Source organism: Marinobacter sp. V032 (genome assembly GCF_052645435.1).
Genome location: NZ_JBQXYE010000001.1, coordinates 1427746 through 1449451, shown reverse-complemented (window position 1 = coordinate 1449451; position 21706 = coordinate 1427746). Strand labels below are relative to the sequence as shown.

Genomic DNA, 21706 nt, shown 5'->3' with positions numbered 1-21706 from the left:
AGGGCGAGGGTTCATCAACCATGAGTCATATTCCCGTCGGCATCAGCAGCTGCCTGCTCGGACAATCAGTGCGCCATGATGGCGGCCACAAGCATTCCCGATTCTGCACCGGCGTGCTGGCTGAGCACTTCAGTTTTCAACCACTGTGCCCTGAACTGGAAGCGGGCCTGGGCGTGCCTCGTCCCACAATTCACATCCGCGATATTGATGGCGACTTGCGACTCGTGGAATCAAAGGGCTCCGCAGATCACACGGATGCCATGCGAAACTGGATCAAGCAGCGTATTCCGGATATCGACCAGCTTCGGGGTTATATTCTGATGGCCAAATCCCCCAGCTGCGGGATGGAGCGGATCAAGGTCCATAACGCCGAAGGGCGAGTGATTCACCGGGAAGGACGGGGACTGTTCGCCGAAGCACTGATCCAGGCCTACCCTCTGATGCCGGTCGAAGAAGAAGGCCGGCTGAATGACAGCCACCTGTGCGAGAACTTTATCGAGCGGGTATTTGCTTACGATGATTGGATGAACCTCGTAGAATCGGGTTTGACGCCGTCTGCACTGGTCGATTTCCACACCCGCCACAAGTTCCAGTTAATGGCGCATTGCAACCAGACCCATCAACAATTGGGACGAATGATCGCCAACCTCAAAAGTGCGCCGATAGGCGAGATTGGCAACGAGTATATTGCGCTGTTTATGGCCGCGATGAGAAAGCACATTCGCCGTGGCGCTCATGCCAATGTGATGCAACATATGATGGGATTTCTGAGGCAGGCGCTGTCGGCGTCGGATCGGCAGATGATGACCGAACAGATCGATGCCTACCGAAGGGAGGAAGTCCCGCTCATCGTGCCGATGACGCTGCTGATGATGGCTCAGCGCAGGGCACCCGCTGACTACCTGAGCAGGCAGGAATACCTGTCCCCCTACCCGGAACAATTGGGACTGCGGAATAAGGTTTAGGGGGGATGCGGCATCCATGCCGGCAATCCGAAGTGACCGATCAGAACCCGTAAAGCAGACTCAGGGCGGTTTCCGTATCGGTGTTGGCAGTGCCTGCGGGTACCTTGGATTCGTGTTTGACGCGATAGGACAGCTTCATCGCCAGATTTCCGATCAGGTTGGCTTTGATGGCTGTGAGCGACTCGGAAATCGTACTGCTATCATCCTGCAGCCCCACTTCAGTGCTGAGTTCCTGGATGAAGAGCGCATTTTCAGAGAGCTCATAATTGAAAATGCCGGCAAAACGGGCAACCGCGCCATCCTCCTCTTCTTCACCTTCATCATTGGGCTCGTAGAGCTTGTTGTAGCGGTAACCAGCACCAGCCTTCAGATCAAGAAAGCTCTTTTCAGTCAATTCCCACACCCGGTTACCATAACCGGCGGTTACAGATGACTGGAACCGATAACCAGAGAAGCGGTCATCCTCATAGGCACCACGAAGGAACCAGAACTGGCGCTCGTCAAACTTGTAGTTGGTTTCTGCTTCACCGAGATACTTCTCGGATGTCGTTTCTTCGTCTGCTTCCGAGTAAAGCGTTCGCAGCTCAAGCGTGTTACGCCAGCTTTCAATTTCATGCTTCAACCCGAGGCGGGTGTTGAGATTGGTCTCGTCAGAATTGCCGGAGGTAATCAGCAGTCCCACCTCCGCTTCGCCTTCCCAATCATCACTTGGATCTTCCTGGGCCATGACTGCCGGTGAAATAGCGACCGACAACCAAAGCAGCGAGTACTTCAATCGCATGCCTACTCCTTAGTGTGTGCGTATGAAAAAATCTATACACGAACCGTGCCTATAAAACACGATTGGCGCTTTCAGGAAAAGGTCGTGATTGAAGACAGGCCACCAGAGCGGCATACCCGGGAGTGCTGAATTACCCCAATTCACCCCGGCGGCTGCGCTCCGCCTGCTGCTCCCTCGCCTCTTGCTTCAGGCGCCGACGCTCGGCGATTACCGCTGCCGCATCACCTCCAACATGGGCTTCGCCGCGCGCTTTGGCGAGCTGCATCTGCTTCTCGCGCTCGGCAAACCGCTGGCGCTGAGCGGGCGTCAGCTGCGCAAAGCACTGATGACAGCTCACCCCCTGCTTGTACTCGGGCCGCGCCTTGTCAGCTTCCGTAATCGGCCTGCGACAGGCATGACACTGGTCATAATCGCCGCGTTCAAGACGGTGATTTACAGTGACACGGTCATCAAATACAAAGCACTCGCCCTGCCAGAGACTCTGCTCTTCCGGGACGTCTTCGAGGTATTTCAGAATGCCGCCCTTGAGGTGGTAAACCTCGTCAAACCCCTTTTCCTTGAGAAACGCCGTGGATTTCTCACACCGGATGCCTCCGGTGCAGAACATAGCTACTTTACGATGGCGGGACGGATCCAGATGCGTTTCAACATATTCCGGAAACTCACGGAAGGTATCGGTTGCAGGATTGCGGGCGTTCTTGAAGGTGCCGACTTCCACTTCGTACTGATTTCGGGTATCGATCAACAGCACGTCCGGATCGGAAATCAGCTCGTTCCAGTCGCTGGGCTCAACATAGGTGCCGACAACCCGACGCGGGTCGACGGTCTCCACACCCATGGTGACAATTTCTTTTTTGAGTTTCACTTTGGTGCGCTTGAACGGCTGGATATCCACCTCGGATTCCTTGTAATCAATGCCGGTAAAGCGCTCATCAGCGCCCAGCCATTGCTTGATCACATCAACGCCTTCACGGGGACCGGCAATAGTGCCATTGATGCCTTCGTGGGCGAGCAGCAAGGTGCCGCAGACATCGTTGTCAGTCATGAGGTCTAGCAGGGGCTGACGGAGGGTTTCAAAATCATCCAGCGCGGTAAATTTATACAGCGCACACACAACAGTTGCGTTCATCATTTTCTCCAGCGGGCCGGACCGTAAATCCGGAGCAGGTTAAATTAATGTCGATTCAGACAGCGGATATCGGGGCGCTTACCCCAAGAGGCCAATGCGGCGGTGCAGATTTTAACCAATCAGGCGCCGGGAAAGAAGAGCGGTAGTGGAAGTCACGACCAAGGCACCTGGCTCAGCAGGCGATACAGGATCGCGGCCACCGCGATCCTTTACGAATAAAGATACGAGCAGGGTTATTCTGCGCTATCGGCAAGCTCTCGCATCACAACAGCCGACAGCTGAGCCCAGCCGGGCTGCGTCAGTTTGATATTGTCGACGTAAACCGTGGGCGTGCTGGTGACCCGCAATTGCTTTGACAGGGCGAGGCTCTGATCAATCGCTTCGCGATGCAGGTCTGTGCTGAAGCAGCGCCCAAAGCGGCGGCCATCCATGCCCAGCTCTTCTGCATAACGCGTAAACATACCCTGGGTATCACCGGTTGTGTTCCATTCCGACTGGTGATCGAACAGCTGGCCATGCATCTCCCAGAACTTGCCCTGGTCGCCCGCACAACGGGCTGCCATCGCTGCCGGAACAGCATTGTCGTGCTGCGGTAACGGCAATTCGAAGAACACAAACCGCACCTTGCCCGTTTCAACCCACTTTTCCCGCAGCTGGTCTGTTGCAGTTGAGAACCGGGCACAGGCCGGGCATTGATAATCAGCAAATTCGCGCACCACAACCGGCGCATTCGCATCCCCCAATGAAATCCCCACTGAATCAAACTGTGCCGGGAAAGGTGCCGTTCCTTCCGCCACGTCGGGTAACGCTGAAGAGGTCGGCGCTGGTGGCTGCGTGATCCACCACAATCCGGCGATGACCATGGACACTACCGCCAGCACGGCAATAATAATCAGCCCCGGTTGGCGCTGTTTACGCCCTCCCGAGCCCTGTTGCCCTGTGCTTTTCCGACGCTTGGCCTGCCCCATGGTGAACTCCTTACAATTTGCTGATTCCGGTTTAATGTCGCAAGCTTACACTAGGGTCGGCCATGTCGAGTAGATGCGTTTTGCAGTTAAGCCCGACATCCCCCCCCGTCGCCACCACCACAACGCATGCAGGAGCCCGTATCCGTGAGCCTTCCCCCCCGTCTCCAGAACCAGTTGTCTCTGCCGCTAATCGCCGCGCCGATGTTTCTGATATCGGGCCCGGAGCTTGCACTGGCCTGTTGCCGGAACGGTATTATCGGCAGTTTCCCCGCTCTCAATCAGCGCACCAGCGATGCCTTCGAAGAATGGCTGATACAGATGAACGCCGGCCTTGACGAAATTCAGCGAGAAAACCCTGACGGCCCTTTCATTCCCTACGCAGTGAATCTGATCGTCCACAAGACCAACCCTCGCTGGGAGGCCGACCTGAAGCTTTGCGAAAAACATCATGTGCCCATCGTGATCACGTCACTCGGCGCCGCAAGCCATGTGGTGGATGCCGTTCACCGATACGGCGGACTGGTGTTCCATGATGTGACCAACCGCCGGCATGCAGAAAAGGCGGTTGAGGCGGGAGTGGATGGCATTATCGCCGTATCAGCCGGCGCCGGTGGCCACGCCGGCACGACTAACCCCTTCGTGCTGGCCCATGAGATACGGGAGATTTTCGATGGCACGCTGATTCTGGCGGGTTGTCTGTCGCATGGTGAGGATATTCTGGCGGCCCAGGCCATGGGGGCTGATCTCTGCTACATGGGCACACGTTTTATCAACACCACCGAATCCATGGCGGAAACAGCCTATAAAACAATGATCAGTGAGGCCGTATCCGGTGACATCATTCATACCCCGGCGGTATCCGGTATTCCAGCGAACTTCATGCGACAAAGCCTGGAAGCAGCCGGCTATCCGATGGACAAACTGAACCAGCCTGGCGCGCTGGACTACGGTGAAAAACTGAAGCCGGTAGATGACGAAGCAAAGGCCTGGAAAACAGTGTGGTCAGCCGGCCAGGGGGTCAGTGGCATTTCTGACGTGGTCAGTGTCCAGGCACTGGTCAAACAGCTTCAGGAGGAATACGGGAATGCCAGGCAGCGCCTGACGGCACTCTAAATCACGATGCTCGGATTAATCGGGCAACGGGTAGTGATATGACTGCGTGGCACGCCATTAAGCGGCGGGCGCCTGGCAGCGCCCGCTTCAATCCGTGTTGCCGCCGCTACTCGCCCCGCAACTGCCGGACCTGCTGATTCAGTCGCGCCACTTCGCGACGGAGCTCGTCCACGTCATCCAGCAACTCCAGCGACATCGCCAACCCAGGCAGATTGAGTTTCAGATCACGCTGGAGCCGCTGAGCCTTGCGCAATCGCGACAGCGCTATGGCATCAAAGTACCAATCCCTCGGCGCACCCTCTTCCACTGGTGCGATCACGCCGTAACTGACAAGCTTGACGACGAACTCAGCGTGCACATCACTGCGTTCGCAAATTTCACGTAGCGTGAATTGAGTGCCATGATCCAGCACTTCAACTTGATAAACCGTTTCAATCTTCATGGATCAAGCCCCCTCCGGCTCAAGATGAGCGCGCGGATTGAAATCCGCTTCCGCCTCGGCAAGTTTCTGATAGAGCGCTTCACTGGCCTCGCTATGCGTTTTCGGCAAGGCAATTTGCAGTATCACAATCTGGTCACCGGGCTGTTTGCCCGGCAACCCTTTACCCTTGAGCCTGAGCTTCTGGCCGCCGGTGGCGCCCTTGGGCACCTTTAACTTCAGCTTGCTACCCAGTGTGGGCACCGTCACCGACGCACCCAGTGCGGCTTCCCACGGCGTCACGGGCAGGGTCATAATCAGATCCCGGCCTTCCACCGTGAAGACCGGATGTGGCGCAAGATCCACTTCAACGAAGAGATCGCCCGACTCACTGCCGCCAATCCCCGGAGAACCCTGACCCCGCAACCTGATGTGCTGGCCCTGCTTCATTCCGGCGGGGATTTTGACTTTCAAAGTCTTGGTGCGGCGAAAAGGCCTGCCATCGGCGCCCACCTCGGTGACCTCGAACTGCATCTGTTTCTCGCAGCCGTTATAGGCTTCTTCAAGAAACAGTGCCACCCGGGCATGCACATCCTCGCCCCGCATGTGCGCCCTCTGGCGGAACCCGCCGAAACCGCCAGCGCCGCCTTTCCCACCGCCAAATATGGACTCGAAAAACTCGCTGAACTGGGCGGAATCAGCCTCGGTGTAGCCTCCGCCCCCAAAGCTCGCGCCACCCTGCCAACCCGGAGGTGGCTGGAAGTTGCCTTTCTGGTTAGCACCGTATTTGCGCAGCTCGTCATACTCCGCGCGCTTTTCAGGATCTTTCAGTGCCTCGTAGGCCTCGCCAACATCCTTGAACTTGTCTTCAGAACCTTCTTCCTTGCTGACATCCGGGTGATATTTACGCGCCAGCTTGCGGTAGGCCTTTTTGATCTCATCCGGCGACGCATCTTCCTTCACGCCGAGCGTCGCATAATAGTCTTTGAAATCCATTGCATCCCTCACATCGTCAGTGGGCAATCAACAAATCATCAACTGTTTATTCCATCATTGATGCCAGCGCGGGAAATACAAGTCTGATCTGACTGAAATTTAGACGGGTACCTGGCCAGGGAGCCATTTGTGCAGCCAAAGCCACACGCGCTGATAACAAGCCATAAAAAAACCCCGGCTGCGCCAACGCACACCGGGGTTTTATGTCTGCACCGCCTGACATCAGGCGATTACAGGAGGCAAGACTCAGTTGATCTTCGGATCCAGCTCGCCACGGGCATAACGCTCGAACATCCGCTCAAGGTTCACCGGCTTGATCTTGCTGGCATTGCCCGCAGTGCCAAACGCTTCGTAGCGCGCGACACAGATCTCGGTCATCGCCTTGATTGATTCCTTCAGGTATTTACGCGGATCAAACTCGGCCGGGTTTTGCGCCAGGAAACGGCGAATAGAACCGGTAGAGGCCAGCCGCAGGTCAGTATCAATGTTGACCTTGCGAACACCATGCTTGATACCTTCGACAATTTCTTCAACCGGCACACCGTAGGTTTCCGGAATCTCACCACCATACTGGTTGATGATTTCCAGCCAGTCCTGAGGCACCGAACTGGAGCCGTGCATGACCAGATGGGTATCGGGGATGCGGGCGTGAATGGCCTTGATCTGGTCAATCGCCAGAATGTCACCTGTCGGCGGACGGGTGAACTTGTAGGCACCGTGGCTGGTGCCGATCGCAATGGCCAGCGCATCGACATGGGTCTTCTTGACGAAGTCAGCGGCTTCTTCGGGATCGGTCAGCATCTGGCTGTGATCCAGAATGCCTTCAGCGCCAACACCGTCTTCTTCACCCGCTTGCCCGGTTTCCAGCGAGCCCAGGCAACCCAGTTCACCTTCAACCGATACACCGCAGGCGTGCGCCATATCCACGGTACGACGCGTGACATCAACGTTGTATTCGTAATCGGCTGGCGTCTTGCCGTCTTCGCCCAGTGAGCCGTCCATCATGACGGAGCTGAAGCCCAGTTGGATCGAGCGCTGGCAAATGGCAGGGCTGGTGCCGTGATCCTGGTGCATCACCACCGGAATATGTGGGAACTCCTCAATTGCTGCCAGAATCAGGTGGCGCAAAAAAGGTGCGCCGGCATATTTGCGTGCACCAGCAGAAGCCTGGACGATCACCGGGGAATCGGTCTTGTCAGCAGCTTCCATGATCGCGCGCATCTGCTCGACGTTGTTGACGTTGAACGCCGGAACGCCGTAACCATACTCGGCGGCGTGATCCAGCATCTGACGCATTGAAATAAGAGCCATCGGACATCTCCTTTTGAACTGTTCGGAATTCTGTTACGAACGGGCAAATCCTGTGTTATGCGCCGCGCTCTTCGAGTATTGCTACCGCCGGGAGAGTTTTACCTTCCACAAATTCAAGGAAAGCACCGCCACCGGTCGAAATATAGGAAATCCTGTCACTCACACCGTACTTGTCGACGGCGGCAACGGTATCGCCACCGCCGGCCAGTGAGAAAGCATCACTTTCGGCAATGGCGTTTGCCATGGCCTCGGTGCCACCACCAAACTGGTCGAACTCAAACACACCAACGGGTCCGTTCCACAGAATGGTTTTGGCAGATTTCAGTAACTCAGCAAAATGAGCTGCAGTTTTCGGGCCGACATCCAGAATCATGTCGCCTTCTTCCACTTCACTGATCAGCTTGGTTGTCGCTTCAGCATCTTCTGCAAAGGCACCGGCAACGACCACATCTTCCGGCAGAGGAATGTTGACCTGCAGCGCGATTTTCCGGGCAGTTTCAAGCAAGTCATGCTCACACAGGGATTTACCCACCGGGTAACCCGCTGCCGCCAGGAAGGTATTGGCGATACCACCGCCGACAATCAGCTGATCGCAGATTTCAGACAGGGAATTGAGCACATCCAGTTTGGTGGACACTTTGGAACCGCCAACAATGGCCACGACCGGCTTGGCCGGGTTATCCAGCGCTTTGCCGAGTGCTTCCAGCTCTTCCGCCAGCAACGGGCCGGCACAGGCTTCAGGTGCAAACCGTGCCACACCGTGAGTAGAGGCCTGGGCGCGGTGCGCGGTGCCAAACGCATCCATTACAAAGATATCGCACAGCGCTGCGTACTGGCGGGACAGCGTCTCGTCGTCTTTTTTCTCGCCTTTGTTAAAGCGTACATTCTCGAACAGCACCACTTCGCCATCGGCGACTTCGACGCCATCAAGATAGTCCTTGACCAGACGCACAGGCTGCCCCAGCAGCTCGCCCAGATGATCCGCCACCGGCTGCAGTGACGAGCCCTCATCAAATACGCCTTCTTCAGGACGGCCGAGATGAGACATCAGCATGACCCGTGCGCCCGCATCACGCGCGGCCTTGATGGTCGGCAGCGACGCGCGGATACGCGCATCACCCGCTACTTTTCCGTCCCGCAGGGGTACGTTGAGGTCTTCTCGAATCAGCACCCGTTTACCTGCGAGCGCCAGTTCCGTCATTTTCTTGATCGCCATGAAAAAGTCCTGGTTTCAGAATGATTCTGTTCGGGACAGCCAGCTTTGGCTGACATCCAGCATTCGGTTTGCGAAGCCCCACTCGTTGTCGAACCAGCACAGCACTTTCACCATGCGGCCGCCGACCACCCGGGTCTGGCCGCCATCGACAATGACCGAGCGTGGATCGTGATTGAAATCGGCACTCGCCAACGGCTCGTCGGTATAACCGAGAATGCCTTTGAGCCGTCCTTCCGCCGCTTCGCGGATAACTCTGTTCACAGTTGCGATATCGGTAGAACGTCCGACATTCACCGTCATATCGATCGCGGACACATTCAATGTCGGCACTCGCATGGCAACCGCACTGAACCTGTCTTTCATTTCCGGCAACAACCGCTCGATCCCTTTTGCGAGGCCGGTATCCACAGGCACGATATTGTGTAACGCGCTGCGGGTGCGCCGCAGATCATGGTGGTGATAGGCATCAATCACCGGCTGATCGTTCATGGCGGCATGAATCGTGGTAATGGCGCCTTGTTCAACCCCAAAGGCCTGATCCAGCTCGCGAATCACCGGCACAATACAGTTGGTTGTGCAGGAAGCGTTGGATACAACCTGATCAGACGCACGCAGCTCGTGTTCATTAATGCCATACACGATCGTGCGGTCTACATCGGGCTCTGCAGGTTGGGAAAACAACAACCGCGGCGCGCCTGCATTCAAATGCTGTTCAGCTGTCGAACGATCACGGAATGCTCCCGTGCACTCCAGCACCAGATCCACATCCAGCGCTTTCCAGGGCAGCTCACCCGGTGTCCCTGAACGCAGCACCTGAATGTCGTCACCATTGACGATCATCCCTGTGGCGCTGGTCGACACCTCGCCACGGAAGCGGCCATGCGTCGAGTCATACCGCGTCAGATGGGCGATGGTTGCCAGATCCGACAATTCATTGATCGCCACAACCTGCAACGCATCACGGTAGCCGTTCTCATACAGCGCCCGCAGAACGCATTGACCGATGCGGCCATAACCATTGATCGCCAGACGAAATGCCATGTCGCGGGGGCGTCTCCTGAAGTGTATAAGTGCGTGATGCAAGATTCCGCCAGCCGCTGGATGCTTGCGCAAGCCAGAGTGCCGGCGGAAACATCGGTCTTAATTTTCCAGCAGTTCCTCTGCGACTGCCATTACATTCTCGACAGTAAATCCGAATACCCGGAACAGCTCACCAGCCGGTGCGGATTCGCCAAACGTGCTCATGCCAATGATCCGGCCATCAAGGCCGACATACTTGTACCAGAAGTCCTCACTGGCGGCTTCGATTGCAATTCTGTTAGTCACGTCCAGCGGCAGTACCTGCTGCTTGTACTGGGCGCTCTGGGTATCGAACACGTCGGTACACGGCATTGACACCACACGCACGTTGCGGCCCTGGTCACGCAGTGCAGACGCCGCCTCCTGGGCAAGCCCTACTTCAGAGCCGGTCGCGATCAGAATCAGATCAGGGTGACCTTCGCTATCAGACAGCACATAACCCCCCTTGCTGATGTCTGCCAGCTGACGATCAGTGCGATCCTGATGCGGCAAACCCTGACGCGAGAAGATCAACGATGACGGACCGTCGTGACGCAGCAACGCTTCTTTCCATGAAACCGCAGATTCAACAGCATCTGCAGGGCGCCAGACGTTCATATTGGGCGTACTGCGCAGATTCGCCATTTGCTCGATGGGCTGGTGAGTCGGGCCATCTTCACCCAGGCCAATTGAATCGTGGGTAAACACATAGATCGCGCGTTGCTTCATCAGCGCAGCCATGCGCACCGCGTTACGGGCGTATTCCATAAAGATCAGGAAGGTCGCGCCATAGGGCACAAAGCCACCGTGCAGGGCGATACCATTCATGATCGCCGCCATACCGAATTCACGGACCCCGTAGAACAGGTAGTTGCCGCTGGCATCATCCTTGTTGATGCCCTTGGTGCCGTTCCAGATGGTCAGGTTTGAACCGGCCAGATCGGCAGAACCGCCCAGCAGTTCTGGCAACAACGGGCCAAAAGCATTCAGTGAGTTCTGGGACGCCTTACGGCTGGCAACAGTTTCACCCTTGCCCTGGCACTCGCGAATGTAGGCATCCGCCTTATCGGCGAAGTCGGCTGGCAGATCGCCGTTCGCACGGCGCTTATACTCAGCTGCCAGCTCAGGGTGCGCTTTTTCATAGGCTGCCAGAGCATCATTCCAGGCGCTCTGGGCACCCGTGCCCTTTTCGCGGGCATTCCAGGCAGCATAAATATCGTCAGGCACTTCAAACGGCGCGTGGTGCCAGCCAAGGTTGTCACGGGCAGCCGCTACTTCAGCTTCACCTAGCGCAGAGCCGTGGCTACTTTCTGAGCCCTGCTTGTTCGGCGCACCAAAACCAATGATGGTCTTGCAGCAGATCAGCGAAGGCTGGTCGGTATTGGCACGGGCTTGTTCAATTGCACGGCGGACCTCTTCGGCATTGTGGCCGTCGACATCAGCGACGACATGCCAGCCGTAAGACTCGAAACGCTTCGGCGTATCATCGGTAAACCAGCCATCGACTTCGCCATCAATCGAGATGCCGTTGTCGTCGTAAAACATGACCAGTTTGCCCAGACCCAGAGTACCGGCCAGCGAGCAGACTTCGTGGGAGATGCCTTCCATCAGGCAGCCATCGCCAAGGAATGCGTAGGTGTAATGATCAACAATCTCGTGGCCATCGCGATTGAACTGCGCTGCCAGGGTTTTCTCGGCGATCGCAAAACCGACGGCATTGGCAATGCCCTGCCCCAGCGGGCCGGTTGTGGTTTCGACACCAGCGGTATAGCCGTACTCAGGGTGCCCCGGGGTGCGGCTGTCCAGCTGACGGAAGTTTTTGATGTCATCCATGGTGACGTCGTAGCCGGTCAGGTGCAGCAACGAGTAGTGCAGCATCGAGCCGTGCCCGTTGGACATCACGAAGCGGTCACGGTTTGCCCACTTCGGATCTGCCGGATTGTGAACCAGATAGTCGTTCCAGAGCACCTCGGCAATGTCTGCCATGCCCATTGGCGCGCCCGGGTGGCCGGAGTTGGCCTTCTGAACTGCATCCATACTGAGGGCACGAATGGCATTGGCAAGGTCTTTACGGGATGACATCAAATAATCTCCACTGATGTGCAAAAGCTATAACAGCTTTAATAACGGTGCGTTAGGGCCAACCGACGGACTCGGCGACACCCGCCTGAACGTGAGAAGGCGCATATTTTCGCCGATAACGGAAACTCGAGCAAATACCACGGGTCCGCAGTTGCCGAAAAACCACAAAGAGATCTATATCAAAGTTTTTTGATATATTAGTTGATTCACAGAAAACACCCACCTAAACTCACTTCCCATGAACAGTATCGCCCCCGTTTACAATGAAGATTCCGGCACGCCTGCCCGCGACCTTAACGGCTCGCTGGACGCGCTCGCCCCGGTATTCAAGGCCAGCGGCGACCCCATGCGACTGGAAATACTGCGAGTCCTGCAGCGGGATACATTCGGGGTGCTCGAGCTGAGCCAGATTTTCGAGATGCGCCAATCCGGCATGAGCCACCACTTAAAGGTGCTCGCCACTGCAGGCCTTCTGGAGCCGCAACGGGAAGGCAATGCCATTTTTTATCGTCGCCCGCTGCAATCCGGCACCGATTCACTGCAGGACGTGACCATTCACCGTATTTTCGAACTGGTGGATCAAGTCGTACTGCCGGTGCATCTCAGCACACGCATTCAGGAGATCCGGAACCAGCGGGCGGACCAGTCACTGGCGTTTTTTGCCCGCCATGCCGAACAGTTCCGCGAACAACAGGAACTGATTGCTGCCTTTGAACTCTACGCCGAACCGGTTGCAGAACTGTTGCAGCAACGTTCAGAACTGGAAGGCTGGCAACAAATACTTGAGATTGGCCCCGGCGAAGGCGCCTTTCTGGCAGAACTGAGCCAGCTCGGTGAATCGGTTGTCGCACTCGACAACTCGAAAGACATGCTGGAAAAGGCCCGGGCAACCTGTGACGCAGGATCCCTGCACAATGTCACGCTGGTCGAAGGCACCACGGACTTGCTACGCCAGACCCATGCCGGGCATTTTGATCTTGTGGTCGCCAACATGGTGCTCCACCACGTGCCCAGCCCGGCGGATATTTTTGCCGATGCGACCGCGCTGATTCGTCCGGGCGGATCGCTGGTGATCAGTGATCTTTGCAGTCACGACCAGAATTGGGCCAAAGCCAACTGCGGCGATCTATGGCTCGGCTTTGAACCGGAAGAGCTCACCGCCTGGGCCAGCGATGCGGGCCTGGAGACGGGTGAAACACTGTTTATCGGATTACGTAACGGCTTCCAGATTCAGGTAAGAGAATTCCGGAAGCCGGATTAGAAACCGAATCGAAAACCGGAGTAGAACCATCAATACGGCCATCCTGTTGAGGCCACGATTTCGAACAAGAGGAAACCAAAACCATGTCTGACTACAGCATTTTTACATCTGAGTCCGTCTCTGAAGGCCATCCGGACAAACTGGCGGATCAGATTTCCGACGCCGTTCTGGATACAATCCTGACCACTGACCCCAATGCCCGCGTGGCCTGCGAAACCATGGTCAAGACCGGCGTCGCAATCGTCGGCGGCGAAATCACCACCTCTGCCTGGGTCGATCTGGAAGATCTGGTGCGTTCGGTGATCAAGGATATCGGCTACACCTCGTCCGACGTTGGCTTCGATGCCGACACCTGTGGCGTCATCAACATTATCGGCAAACAGTCGGTTGATATCGCCCAGGGCGTGGATCGCCAGAAACCGGAAGATCAGGGCGCAGGCGACCAGGGCCTGATGTTCGGCTACGCCAGCAACGAAACCGAAGTACTGATGCCGGCACCCATCTGCTACGCCCATCGTCTGGTCGAGCGTCAGGCAGAGGCCCGCAAGAACGGTCTGCTGCCATGGCTGCGTCCGGATGCAAAGAGCCAGGTCACCTGCCGCTACGAAAACGGGCGCGTAACCGGTATCGATGCGATCGTACTGTCCACCCAGCATGACCCGAGCGTCACCCAGGCTGATCTGAAAGAAGCGGTGATGGAGCTGATCGTCAAGCACGTCATTCCTGCCGAACTGCTGGATGACAAGACCCAGTTCCATATCAACCCGACTGGCAAGTTCGTGATCGGCGGGCCTGTGGGCGATTGCGGCCTGACCGGCCGCAAAATCATCGTCGATACCTACGGCGGCATGGCACGCCACGGCGGCGGCGCCTTCTCCGGCAAAGACCCGTCAAAGGTCGACCGTTCTGCAGCTTACGCCGGCCGTTACGTTGCGAAGAACATCGTTGCGGCAGGTCTGGCGGACCGTTGTGAAATCCAGGTGTCCTATGCGATTGGTGTCGCTCAACCGACGTCTATTTCGATCAACACCTTCGGCACCGGCAAGATTGCCGACGACAAGATCATCAACCTGGTACGCGAACACTTTGACCTGCGCCCATATGCGATCACTCGCATGCTGGATCTGCTGCATCCGATGTATCGCGCCACGGCAGCCTATGGTCACTTCGGCCGTGAGCCTTACGAGATGACAGTCGCTGGCAAGACTTTCACCGCCTTCCCATGGGAAAAGACCGATCGCGCCGGCGCTTTGAAAGACGCCGCAGGCATCTGAAGCCCGAACTGACACTTATTTCCAAGGCGCGCGCCCTCGTTTACGTCATGGCCGCGCCACACCCTGATATCTGGAGCACAGACAATGAGCACACCAGCCGAGCAACTGAACACCAACGACTTTAAAGTCGCCGACATTTCCCTGGCCGACTGGGGCCGCAAGGAAGTCATGATCGCAGAGAGCGAAATGCCGGCCCTGATGGCCCTGCGCAACAAGTACAAGGGTGAGCAGCCGCTGAAAGGTGCAAAGATCATGGGCTGCATCCACATGACGATCCAGACCGCCGTGCTGATCGAAACACTGGTCGAGCTGGGCGCTGAAGTGCGCTGGTCTTCATGTAACATCTTCTCGACCCAGGATCATGCCGCCGCCGCAATCGCAGCGCAGAACATCCCGGTTTTTGCCTGGAAAGGCGAAACCGACGAAGAATATGACTGGTGCCTCGAACGCACAATCGGCGCCGATGTTGAAGGCTGGGAACCCAACCTGATTCTGGACGACGGCGGTGACCTGACGGCCCTGCTGCACGAGAAATACCCTGAAATTCTGGCCAACTGCCACGGTGTCACCGAAGAAACCACCACCGGTGTACACCGCCTGCAGGAAATGCTGCGCGACGGCACCCTCAAAGTGCCGGCAATCAACGTTAACGATGCCATCACCAAGTCGAAGAACGACAACAAGTACGGTTGTCGTCACAGCCTGAACGATGCCATCAAGCGTGGCACCGACCACCTGATGGCGGGCAAGAAAGCACTGGTTATCGGCTACGGTGACGTGGGCAAGGGTTCTGCAGCATCACTGCGTCAGGAAGGCATGATCGTCAAGGTCACTGAAGCCGACCCGATCTGTGCGATGCAGGCCTGCATGGACGGCTTTGAAGTGGTGTCTCCGTTCATCAATGGCGTCAACACCGGTACTGAAGCGGGCATCAACCGCGATCTGATGCAGAACACCGATCTGCTGGTAACCACCACCGGTAACGTGAATGTCTGTGACGCCAACATGCTGAAAAGCATCAAGGCAGGCGCCGTGGTCTGCAACATCGGTCACTTCGATAACGAAATCGATACCGCCTACATGCGCAAGCACTGGGAATGGGAAGAGATCAAGCCACAGGTTCACCTGGTCCACCGCGACAAGGCTGCCGGTGACTATCTGATCCTGCTGTCCGAAGGTCGCCTGGTTAACCTGGGTAACGCCACCGGCCATCCGTCACGCATCATGGACGGCTCATTCGCCAACCAGGTACTGGCACAGATGCACCTGTTCGAGCGTCGCTTTGCTGACCTGCCTGAAGACGCCCGCGCCAAAGGTGTCTACGTTCAAGTTCTGCCCAAGCAGCTGGACGAAGAAGTGGCCCGTGCAATGGTGGAAGGCTTCGGCGGCACCATCACCAACCTGACACCGGATCAGGCCAAGTACATTGGCGTTGCGGTGGAAGGCCCCTATAAGCCGGACAGCTACAAGTACTAAGGCAGACCGGCAAGGCAACAACATGCGTAATGCCGACATTTGCGACGGTATTACGAAGTACGGGCGGCACCCCGCAGCGGGTTGTCCGCCCGTCAGTATCAGAGCATAAACATGGATTCCCAGAAACAGTTCAAACGCCGTTTCAGTTTCGAGTTCTTCCCGCCCAAGACCGATCAGGGCAAAGAGAAACTCCAGACCGTGCGGGATCAGCTCGCCACCGTCGACCCGGATTTCTTTTCGGTTACCTTCGGTGCCGGCGGATCAACCCGCGACCGCACTATCGACACCGTGCTGGATCTGCACCGCCAGGGCATTTCGACAGCCCCTCACCTGTCCTGCGTGGGCGCGACCCGCGACAGCATTGCCGAGTTGCTTGATCTCTACAAAGAGAACGGCATCCAGCGCATCGTCGCATTGCGCGGCGATCTGCCGTCAGGCATGGGCGCTTCGGGTGAACTGCGCTATGCCAACGAACTGGTCAGTTTTATTCGCGAGCACAGCGGCGACACGTTCAACATTGAAGTGGCGGCCTACCCGGAGTTCCATCCCCAGGCACGCAATGCTGAAGACGATCTGAAAAACTTTGCCCGCAAGGTCGAAGCCGGTGCCAACAGTGCCATTACCCAGTACTTCTTCAACCCGGATAGCTACTTCTATTTTATTGACCGGCTGGAAAAAATGGGCGTCACGATTCCGGTTGTGCCGGGCATCATGCCCATAGTGAACTTCTCGAGTCTGGTCCGTTTCTCTGACATGTGCGGCGCCGAAATCCCCCGCTGGATCCGCAAACAGCTCGAAGCCTACGGTGACGACAGCGAGAGCATCCGCAAGTTCGGCGAAGACATGATCACCGAGATGTGTCAGAAGCTGCTCGATGCCGGCGCACCGGGCCTGCACTTCTACACCCTTAACCAGTCCACAACCAGCGTGAACATCTGGAACAACCTGGGCCTGGGCCAGCGCAACAAGATTGCATTCTGAACCTCGGGGAACCTCTGTTCGGGTCCGTTGACGGCTGACCGGGCAGAGGCTCCCTTGACCTGCGTCAACATTCCCCGGCTCGCCAGCCCCCTCTTGGCCTTCGGCCGCGGCCGCCGCCTGCCATAAGGTCAATTAGACTTCTGTCGATGTCGCCAAAATTGACTTCCCCCCCTGTCTCCCCTCATGGTCTAAACTGATCTGGTTGTAGTGACACACAAAACCCACTGAACCGGGCGTCCAAAAGAAAAACCCAGGAGGAAATATGAGCACCAAATGGTTAACCACCGTGAGTGCAACTTTGGCCCTTACCCTTGGCGCCACAACGGCTAGTGCAGAGACCCTGCGCGCAGTAACCGACCCCAGCTTTGTTCCATTTGAAATGATGGATCAGGAATCCGGCAAAATGGTCGGGTTCGACATGGATATTCTGGCCGAAGTGGCCAAACGCGCGGGCTTTGATTACAAGCTCAACACCATGGACTTCAACGGTATTATCCCCGCGCTTCAAACCGGCAACGTCGATATCGCACTCGCCGGGATCACCATCACCGATGAGCGTGAAAAAATCGTCGACTTCTCCGATCCGTACTATGACTCGGGCCTGCGCCTGCTGGTCAAGGAAGGCGATGACTCCATCAAGGCCATCAGTGATCTGGAAGGCAAAAAAGTCGGCACCAAAATCGGCAGCACCAGCTACGATTACCTGACCAAAAACATCAAGGACAATGACGGCGTAACGCCTTATCCCGGCAGCGCCGACATGTACATGGCGCTGATGTCCGGCAGTGTTGACGCCGTGTTCTACGATGCGCCGAACGTGGGCTACTTCGCCAGCACCAAAGGCAAGGGTCGCGTCACCACCGTTGGCGAACTTTATGAAGGCCAGCAATACGGCATCGCCCTGAAGAGCGGCAGCAAGTGGGTTGAGGACGTTAACGAAGCCATTGCTGAAATGAAGGACGACGGCACCTACAAGGAAATCTACGAGAAGTGGTTTGGCAAAATGCCAGAGGCCAAGTAAGCCCTGTAAAGCGCAGGACATCTTCCGGGTGTCCTGCGCTTTTTTATTGCAAAGGAACCTCTGATTAGATCTTGCCGAATCACCAAAAGACTTAATCAGAGGTTATCTAACCTGGAGACTAAACATCGTGGAATCCGGATTCACGTTTGACTGGAGCGCTGCCGTTGGCGCGCTACCTCATCTTGTAAAAGGTATTCCCTATACCCTGATGATCTCGTTCGGCGGCCTGCTGATCGGGTTTGTCATCGGTATTTTTATGGGGCTGCTGAGCATTAATAAAAGTCGCTGGCTGCGCTGGCCCGCAACGGCTTATATCGAGATTTTCCGCGGCACGCCGATTCTGGTGCAGGTGCTGTTTATCTTTTACGGCCTGCCAGACCTGGTAGGCGGCCCGATCAACGCGCTGACAGCCGGTATTGCAGCGATTGCACTGAACTCTGGTGCCTATATTTCTGAAGTCGTCCGGGGTGGCGTTCAGTCCATCGATAAAGGCCAGACCGAAGCCGGCGTATCGCTAGGCCTGTCACGGTCGCAAACCTTCTGGTCAGTAGTCTGGCCGCAAGCCTTCCGCCGGATGATCCCGCCGCTGGGCAATCAGGCCATCGTCAGCATCAAGGACACCTCGCTGTTTTCCGTTATCGGTGTCGGCGAACTGGTGCGTCAGGGGCAAATCTACATTGCCACCACCTTTACTGCCTTCGAGGTGTATTTCATGGTCGCCCTGCTCTATCTGGCGATTACCCTCACGCTGTCGCTGCTTCTGCGTTTCGTAGAACGACGCGGACTGGCCTCAACCTGACGGAGACTGAACCATGGAAAAGATCGTGCGCATGCAGCGCCTGAACAAGTACTTCGGTCAGCACCATGTTCTCAAGGACATTGACCTCTCCGTCGCACACGGTGAAGTGGTGGTGATTATCGGTGCCAGTGGCTCGGGCAAGTCGACCCTGATCCGTTGCGTTAACGGCCTGGAAGAATTCGAGTCCGGCGAGTTGCAGGTTGATCAGCATCCGCTGGAGCCCAAGGGTGGCAACCAGAAAAACCTGTCCGAAATCCGCAAGGAAGTCGGCATGGTTTTCCAGCAATTCAACCTGTTCCCTCACTTGTCGGTGAAGGACAACATCATGCTGGCGCCCCGCAAGGTCAAAAGCACCGACAAGGCAGAGGCCGACAAGGTCGCCATGAAGCTGCTTGATCGTGTAGGCATCGCCAATCAGGCCGACAAGTATCCGTCCCAGCTATCCGGCGGTCAGCAGCAACGGGTGGCGATCGCCCGGGCGCTGGCAATGGAACCGCGCCTGATGCTGTTCGACGAACCCACTTCGGCCCTTGATCCTGAAATGATCGGCGAAGTGCTTGATGTCATGCGGGAATTGGCCAAGGAAGGGATGACCATGATGGTGGTCACCCACGAAATGGGCTTCGCCCGGGAAGTGGCCGACCGCGTCATCTACATCGACAGCGGCCAGATTGTCGAGGAAGGCAAACCGGAGGCTGTATTCGATAATCCGCAGAACGAACGGACCCAGTCGTTCCTGTCGCGGGTGCTCAAGCACTGAAGCATGGACGTTCAGCTATAGCGTAAAACAGAAAGGGAGCCCCAGCGGCTCCCTTTCTGTTTTGAGGCCCACTCAAACCCTGAGCGGTTAGAGCAGCCCCCGAATCGCGTCGTATTCCTGCTCCAGCTTATAGCGCGTGTCATCCACCAGAAACTGCGCCACCTTTTTCCCCAATAACGGAATATCGCAACGCACGTCCAGCGAAACGTGGTTGGTGCAACTGCTCTGAGAACCGTGCAGGCGCATATTACCGTGGATTTTGGCCGGCACACCTTCAATCCGAACGCGGAATTCACAGTGCCACTCGTTGTCGTCCTTGCGGAACCAGTGCTCTTCCTGACGGATCGAATTCCACTCACGGTGGAAACTCGCCAGCGTCGCGGGCACTTTGACCGAAGTCGTCATTTCCCGTTCCACAACCAACTTGCCGGCGGCATCATCGCGTTTCAGTTCGGCGACCTTCACATTCCGGTTGCCCATCCGCTGGTTCTTTTTGTGAATTGTATCCTCGTCAAAGAACACCCCCAGTACGTCATCCAATCCGGCAGCGTACGGGTGCACCACGTCAAATTTCATGCTGCGCCTCCAGTTTTATTTTACCGGTGATCATCCATCAGAGCGTCGATGCCACACATTGGCCGGTCAGCCGTCGGCGACTGGCACAGCAGCCCCCCTGACCAGTATGATGGCGATCTGTTTTAGGGAACCTCTGAAGCCAAGACCGGAAGGGAGAGCAAAATGCGCAATGCGGACATCGTAAAACGGGATCTGAAATCAGTCTGGCACCCCTGCACCCAGATGAAAGACCACGAAAGCCTGCCACTGATACCGATCAAGCGAGGCAAAGGGGTCTGGCTGGAAGATTTCGAGAACAACCGCTTTATCGATGCCGTGAGCTCCTGGTGGGTGAACCTGTTCGGTCATGCGAATCCGCGGATCAACGGCGCGATCCGGGATCAGATCGAGCAGCTTGAGCACGTCATTCTGGCCGGTTTCAGTCACGAGCCGGTGGTCAATCTTTCCGAGCGCCTGATTGAAGTGACGCCGCCCGGTCTGAACAAGTGCTTCTACGCTGATAACGGCTCGTCCGCGATCGAAGCCGCCCTGAAGATGAGCTATCACTACTGGAAAAATCTGGGCAAACCCAACAAAAAGAACTTCGTTAACCTGGGCAACAGCTACCACGGTGAGACCCTCGGCGCTCTCGCACTCGGCGATGTCAGCCTTTACAAGGAGACCTATCAGCCACTGCTGATGGAAGTCATCACCGCACCATCACCCGATGCCTACAACCGCGAAGCTGGCGAAAGCTGGGAAGATTACGCCCTGCGTCAGTTTGAAGCGATGGACAAGATCCTCGCAGAACAGCACGACGAAATCTGCGCAGTCGTGGTGGAACCGCTGATTCAGTGTGCCGGCGGCATGCGCATGCACCACGCCATTTACCACAAGAAACTGCGCGAGGCCTGCGACAAATACGGCGTTCACCTGATTGCCGATGAAATTGCCGTCGGTTTTGGCCGTACCGGCACGATGTTCGCCTGCGAGCAGTCCGGCACCACCCCTGATTTCATCTGCCTGTCCAAAGGACTGACGGCCGGTTACCTGCCGCTATCGGCAGTACTGACTACCGACACGGTGTATGACGCGTTTTATGACGATTACGAGACCATGCGCGCCTTCCTGCACTCCCACAGCTACACCGGCAACCCGATTGGCTGCGCCGTCGCACTGGCCACTCTCGATATTTTCCGCGACGACAATGTGATCGAGAACAACCGCAAGCTGGCAACCTGCATGGGCGAGTCAGTGGCGCATCTTATCGACCATCCGAATGTGGGCGATATCCGCCAGCATGGCATGACCCTGGCAATCGAGATGGTGAAAGATAAAGCCACAAAAACCCCGTTCCCCTGGCAGGAGCGACGCGGTATAAAGGTCTATCGTCACTCACTGACCCGGGAAGCGCTGCTGCGCCCTCTGGGAAATGTGGTTTACTTCATGCCGCCTTACGTCATTAACGAGGAGCAAATCCGGCACCTCGCTCAGGTGGCAACAGAAGGCATCGACATCGCTGTACGGGACTGAGCCAAAGC

General features: G+C 56.6%; 20 protein-coding genes. 10 read left to right on the top strand and 10 right to left on the bottom strand.

From position 1 onward, the window contains the following. Nucleotides 1-20: 20 nt before the first annotated feature. A complete protein-coding gene (locus ACUN9X_RS06615; protein ID WP_445472558.1) occupies nt 21-965 on the top strand; it encodes a YbgA family protein in 945 nt (314 codons plus the stop codon). 40 nt (nt 966-1005) lie between these two features. Here ACUN9X_RS06615 and ACUN9X_RS06610 read toward each other — a convergent pair whose 3' ends face one another. The 3 genes from ACUN9X_RS06610 to ACUN9X_RS06600 form a co-directional block, all read right to left on the bottom strand. Continuing rightward, nucleotides 1006-1746, bottom strand: a complete 741-nt coding sequence (locus tag ACUN9X_RS06610; RefSeq protein ID WP_260036452.1) for a DUF481 domain-containing protein — start codon at nt 1744-1746, stop codon at nt 1006-1008. 130 nt (nt 1747-1876) lie between these two features. Next, nucleotides 1877-2878 carry an oxygen-dependent tRNA uridine(34) hydroxylase TrhO gene (trhO, locus tag ACUN9X_RS06605; RefSeq protein ID WP_445472557.1) on the bottom strand — a complete coding sequence of 334 codons (1002 nt, stop codon included), beginning with the start codon at nt 2876-2878 and terminating at the stop codon, nt 1877-1879. 230 nt (nt 2879-3108) lie between these two features. Further along, on the bottom strand, nt 3109-3843 hold the full coding sequence (locus tag ACUN9X_RS06600) for a DsbA family protein (protein ID WP_260036455.1): 735 nt from the start codon (nt 3841-3843) through the stop codon (nt 3109-3111). 144 nt (nt 3844-3987) lie between these two features. On the opposite strand from ACUN9X_RS06600, the gene ACUN9X_RS06595 reads away from it, so the two are divergent. Beyond that, nucleotides 3988-4956 (top strand): NAD(P)H-dependent flavin oxidoreductase, encoded by a 969-nt coding sequence (locus ACUN9X_RS06595; protein WP_445472556.1) that lies wholly within the window; start codon nt 3988-3990, stop codon nt 4954-4956. A gap of 106 nt (nt 4957-5062) precedes the next feature. Here ACUN9X_RS06595 and ACUN9X_RS06590 read toward each other — a convergent pair whose 3' ends face one another. The 6 genes from ACUN9X_RS06590 to tkt all read right to left on the bottom strand — a co-directional run bounded on the left by ACUN9X_RS06590 (nt 5063) and on the right by tkt (nt 12038). Next, entirely contained in the window at nt 5063-5398 is a 336-nt protein-coding gene (locus ACUN9X_RS06590; RefSeq protein WP_260036458.1) for a chaperone modulator CbpM, read from the bottom strand. A gap of 3 nt (nt 5399-5401) precedes the next feature. Further along, nucleotides 5402-6370, bottom strand: a complete 969-nt coding sequence (locus tag ACUN9X_RS06585; protein WP_445472555.1) for a DnaJ C-terminal domain-containing protein — start codon at nt 6368-6370, stop codon at nt 5402-5404. Between the two features lie 246 nt (nt 6371-6616). Further along, nucleotides 6617-7681, bottom strand: a complete 1065-nt coding sequence (gene fba, locus ACUN9X_RS06580) for a class II fructose-bisphosphate aldolase (protein ID WP_260036461.1) — start codon at nt 7679-7681, stop codon at nt 6617-6619. 55 nt (nt 7682-7736) lie between these two features. Beyond that, nucleotides 7737-8897 (bottom strand): phosphoglycerate kinase, encoded by a 1161-nt coding sequence (locus ACUN9X_RS06575; protein ID WP_445472554.1) that lies wholly within the window; start codon nt 8895-8897, stop codon nt 7737-7739. Nucleotides 8898-8912: 15 nt separating this feature from the next. After that, the gene (gene gap / locus ACUN9X_RS06570; protein ID WP_445472553.1) at nt 8913-9938 is read right to left on the bottom strand and encodes a type I glyceraldehyde-3-phosphate dehydrogenase; all 1026 of its coding nucleotides are present in this window, start codon (nt 9936-9938) and stop codon (nt 8913-8915) included. A gap of 99 nt (nt 9939-10037) precedes the next feature. After that, nucleotides 10038-12038, bottom strand: coding sequence for a transketolase (gene tkt / locus ACUN9X_RS06565; protein ID WP_260036466.1), 2001 nt, complete (start codon nt 12036-12038; stop codon nt 10038-10040). Nucleotides 12039-12276: 238 nt separating this feature from the next. Here tkt and ACUN9X_RS06560 point away from each other — a divergent pair, with 238 nt between their 5' ends. The 7 genes from ACUN9X_RS06560 to ACUN9X_RS06530 all read left to right on the top strand — a co-directional run bounded on the left by ACUN9X_RS06560 (nt 12277) and on the right by ACUN9X_RS06530 (nt 19610). After that, nucleotides 12277-13299: a metalloregulator ArsR/SmtB family transcription factor gene (locus tag ACUN9X_RS06560; protein ID WP_445472552.1), complete on the top strand. Its 1023-nt coding sequence runs from the start codon at nt 12277-12279 to the stop codon at nt 13297-13299. 83 nt (nt 13300-13382) lie between these two features. Further along, nucleotides 13383-14573: a methionine adenosyltransferase gene (gene metK / locus ACUN9X_RS06555; RefSeq protein WP_260036469.1), complete on the top strand. Its 1191-nt coding sequence runs from the start codon at nt 13383-13385 to the stop codon at nt 14571-14573. Between the two features lie 84 nt (nt 14574-14657). Continuing rightward, nucleotides 14658-16049, top strand: a complete 1392-nt coding sequence (ahcY, locus tag ACUN9X_RS06550) for an adenosylhomocysteinase (protein WP_260036471.1) — start codon at nt 14658-14660, stop codon at nt 16047-16049. Nucleotides 16050-16160: 111 nt separating this feature from the next. Continuing rightward, nucleotides 16161-17030 (top strand): methylenetetrahydrofolate reductase [NAD(P)H], encoded by an 870-nt coding sequence (gene metF / locus ACUN9X_RS06545; RefSeq protein WP_445472551.1) that lies wholly within the window; start codon nt 16161-16163, stop codon nt 17028-17030. Nucleotides 17031-17292: 262 nt separating this feature from the next. After that, on the top strand, nt 17293-18051 hold the full coding sequence (locus tag ACUN9X_RS06540; RefSeq protein WP_260036475.1) for a transporter substrate-binding domain-containing protein: 759 nt from the start codon (nt 17293-17295) through the stop codon (nt 18049-18051). Between the two features lie 127 nt (nt 18052-18178). Beyond that, the gene (locus tag ACUN9X_RS06535) at nt 18179-18850 is read left to right on the top strand and encodes an amino acid ABC transporter permease (RefSeq protein ID WP_260036476.1); all 672 of its coding nucleotides are present in this window, start codon (nt 18179-18181) and stop codon (nt 18848-18850) included. Nucleotides 18851-18863: 13 nt separating this feature from the next. Then, entirely contained in the window at nt 18864-19610 is a 747-nt protein-coding gene (locus tag ACUN9X_RS06530; protein WP_445472550.1) for an amino acid ABC transporter ATP-binding protein, read from the top strand. Nucleotides 19611-19697: 87 nt separating this feature from the next. Here the strand turns inward: ACUN9X_RS06530 and ACUN9X_RS06525 are convergent, their stop codons facing one another. Beyond that, entirely contained in the window at nt 19698-20186 is a 489-nt protein-coding gene (locus ACUN9X_RS06525) for a DUF2505 domain-containing protein (RefSeq protein ID WP_260036478.1), read from the bottom strand. Between the two features lie 162 nt (nt 20187-20348). Here ACUN9X_RS06525 and ACUN9X_RS06520 point away from each other — a divergent pair, with 162 nt between their 5' ends. Beyond that, nucleotides 20349-21698 (top strand): adenosylmethionine--8-amino-7-oxononanoate transaminase, encoded by a 1350-nt coding sequence (locus tag ACUN9X_RS06520; RefSeq protein WP_445472549.1) that lies wholly within the window; start codon nt 20349-20351, stop codon nt 21696-21698. Nucleotides 21699-21706: the final 8 nt, after the last annotated feature.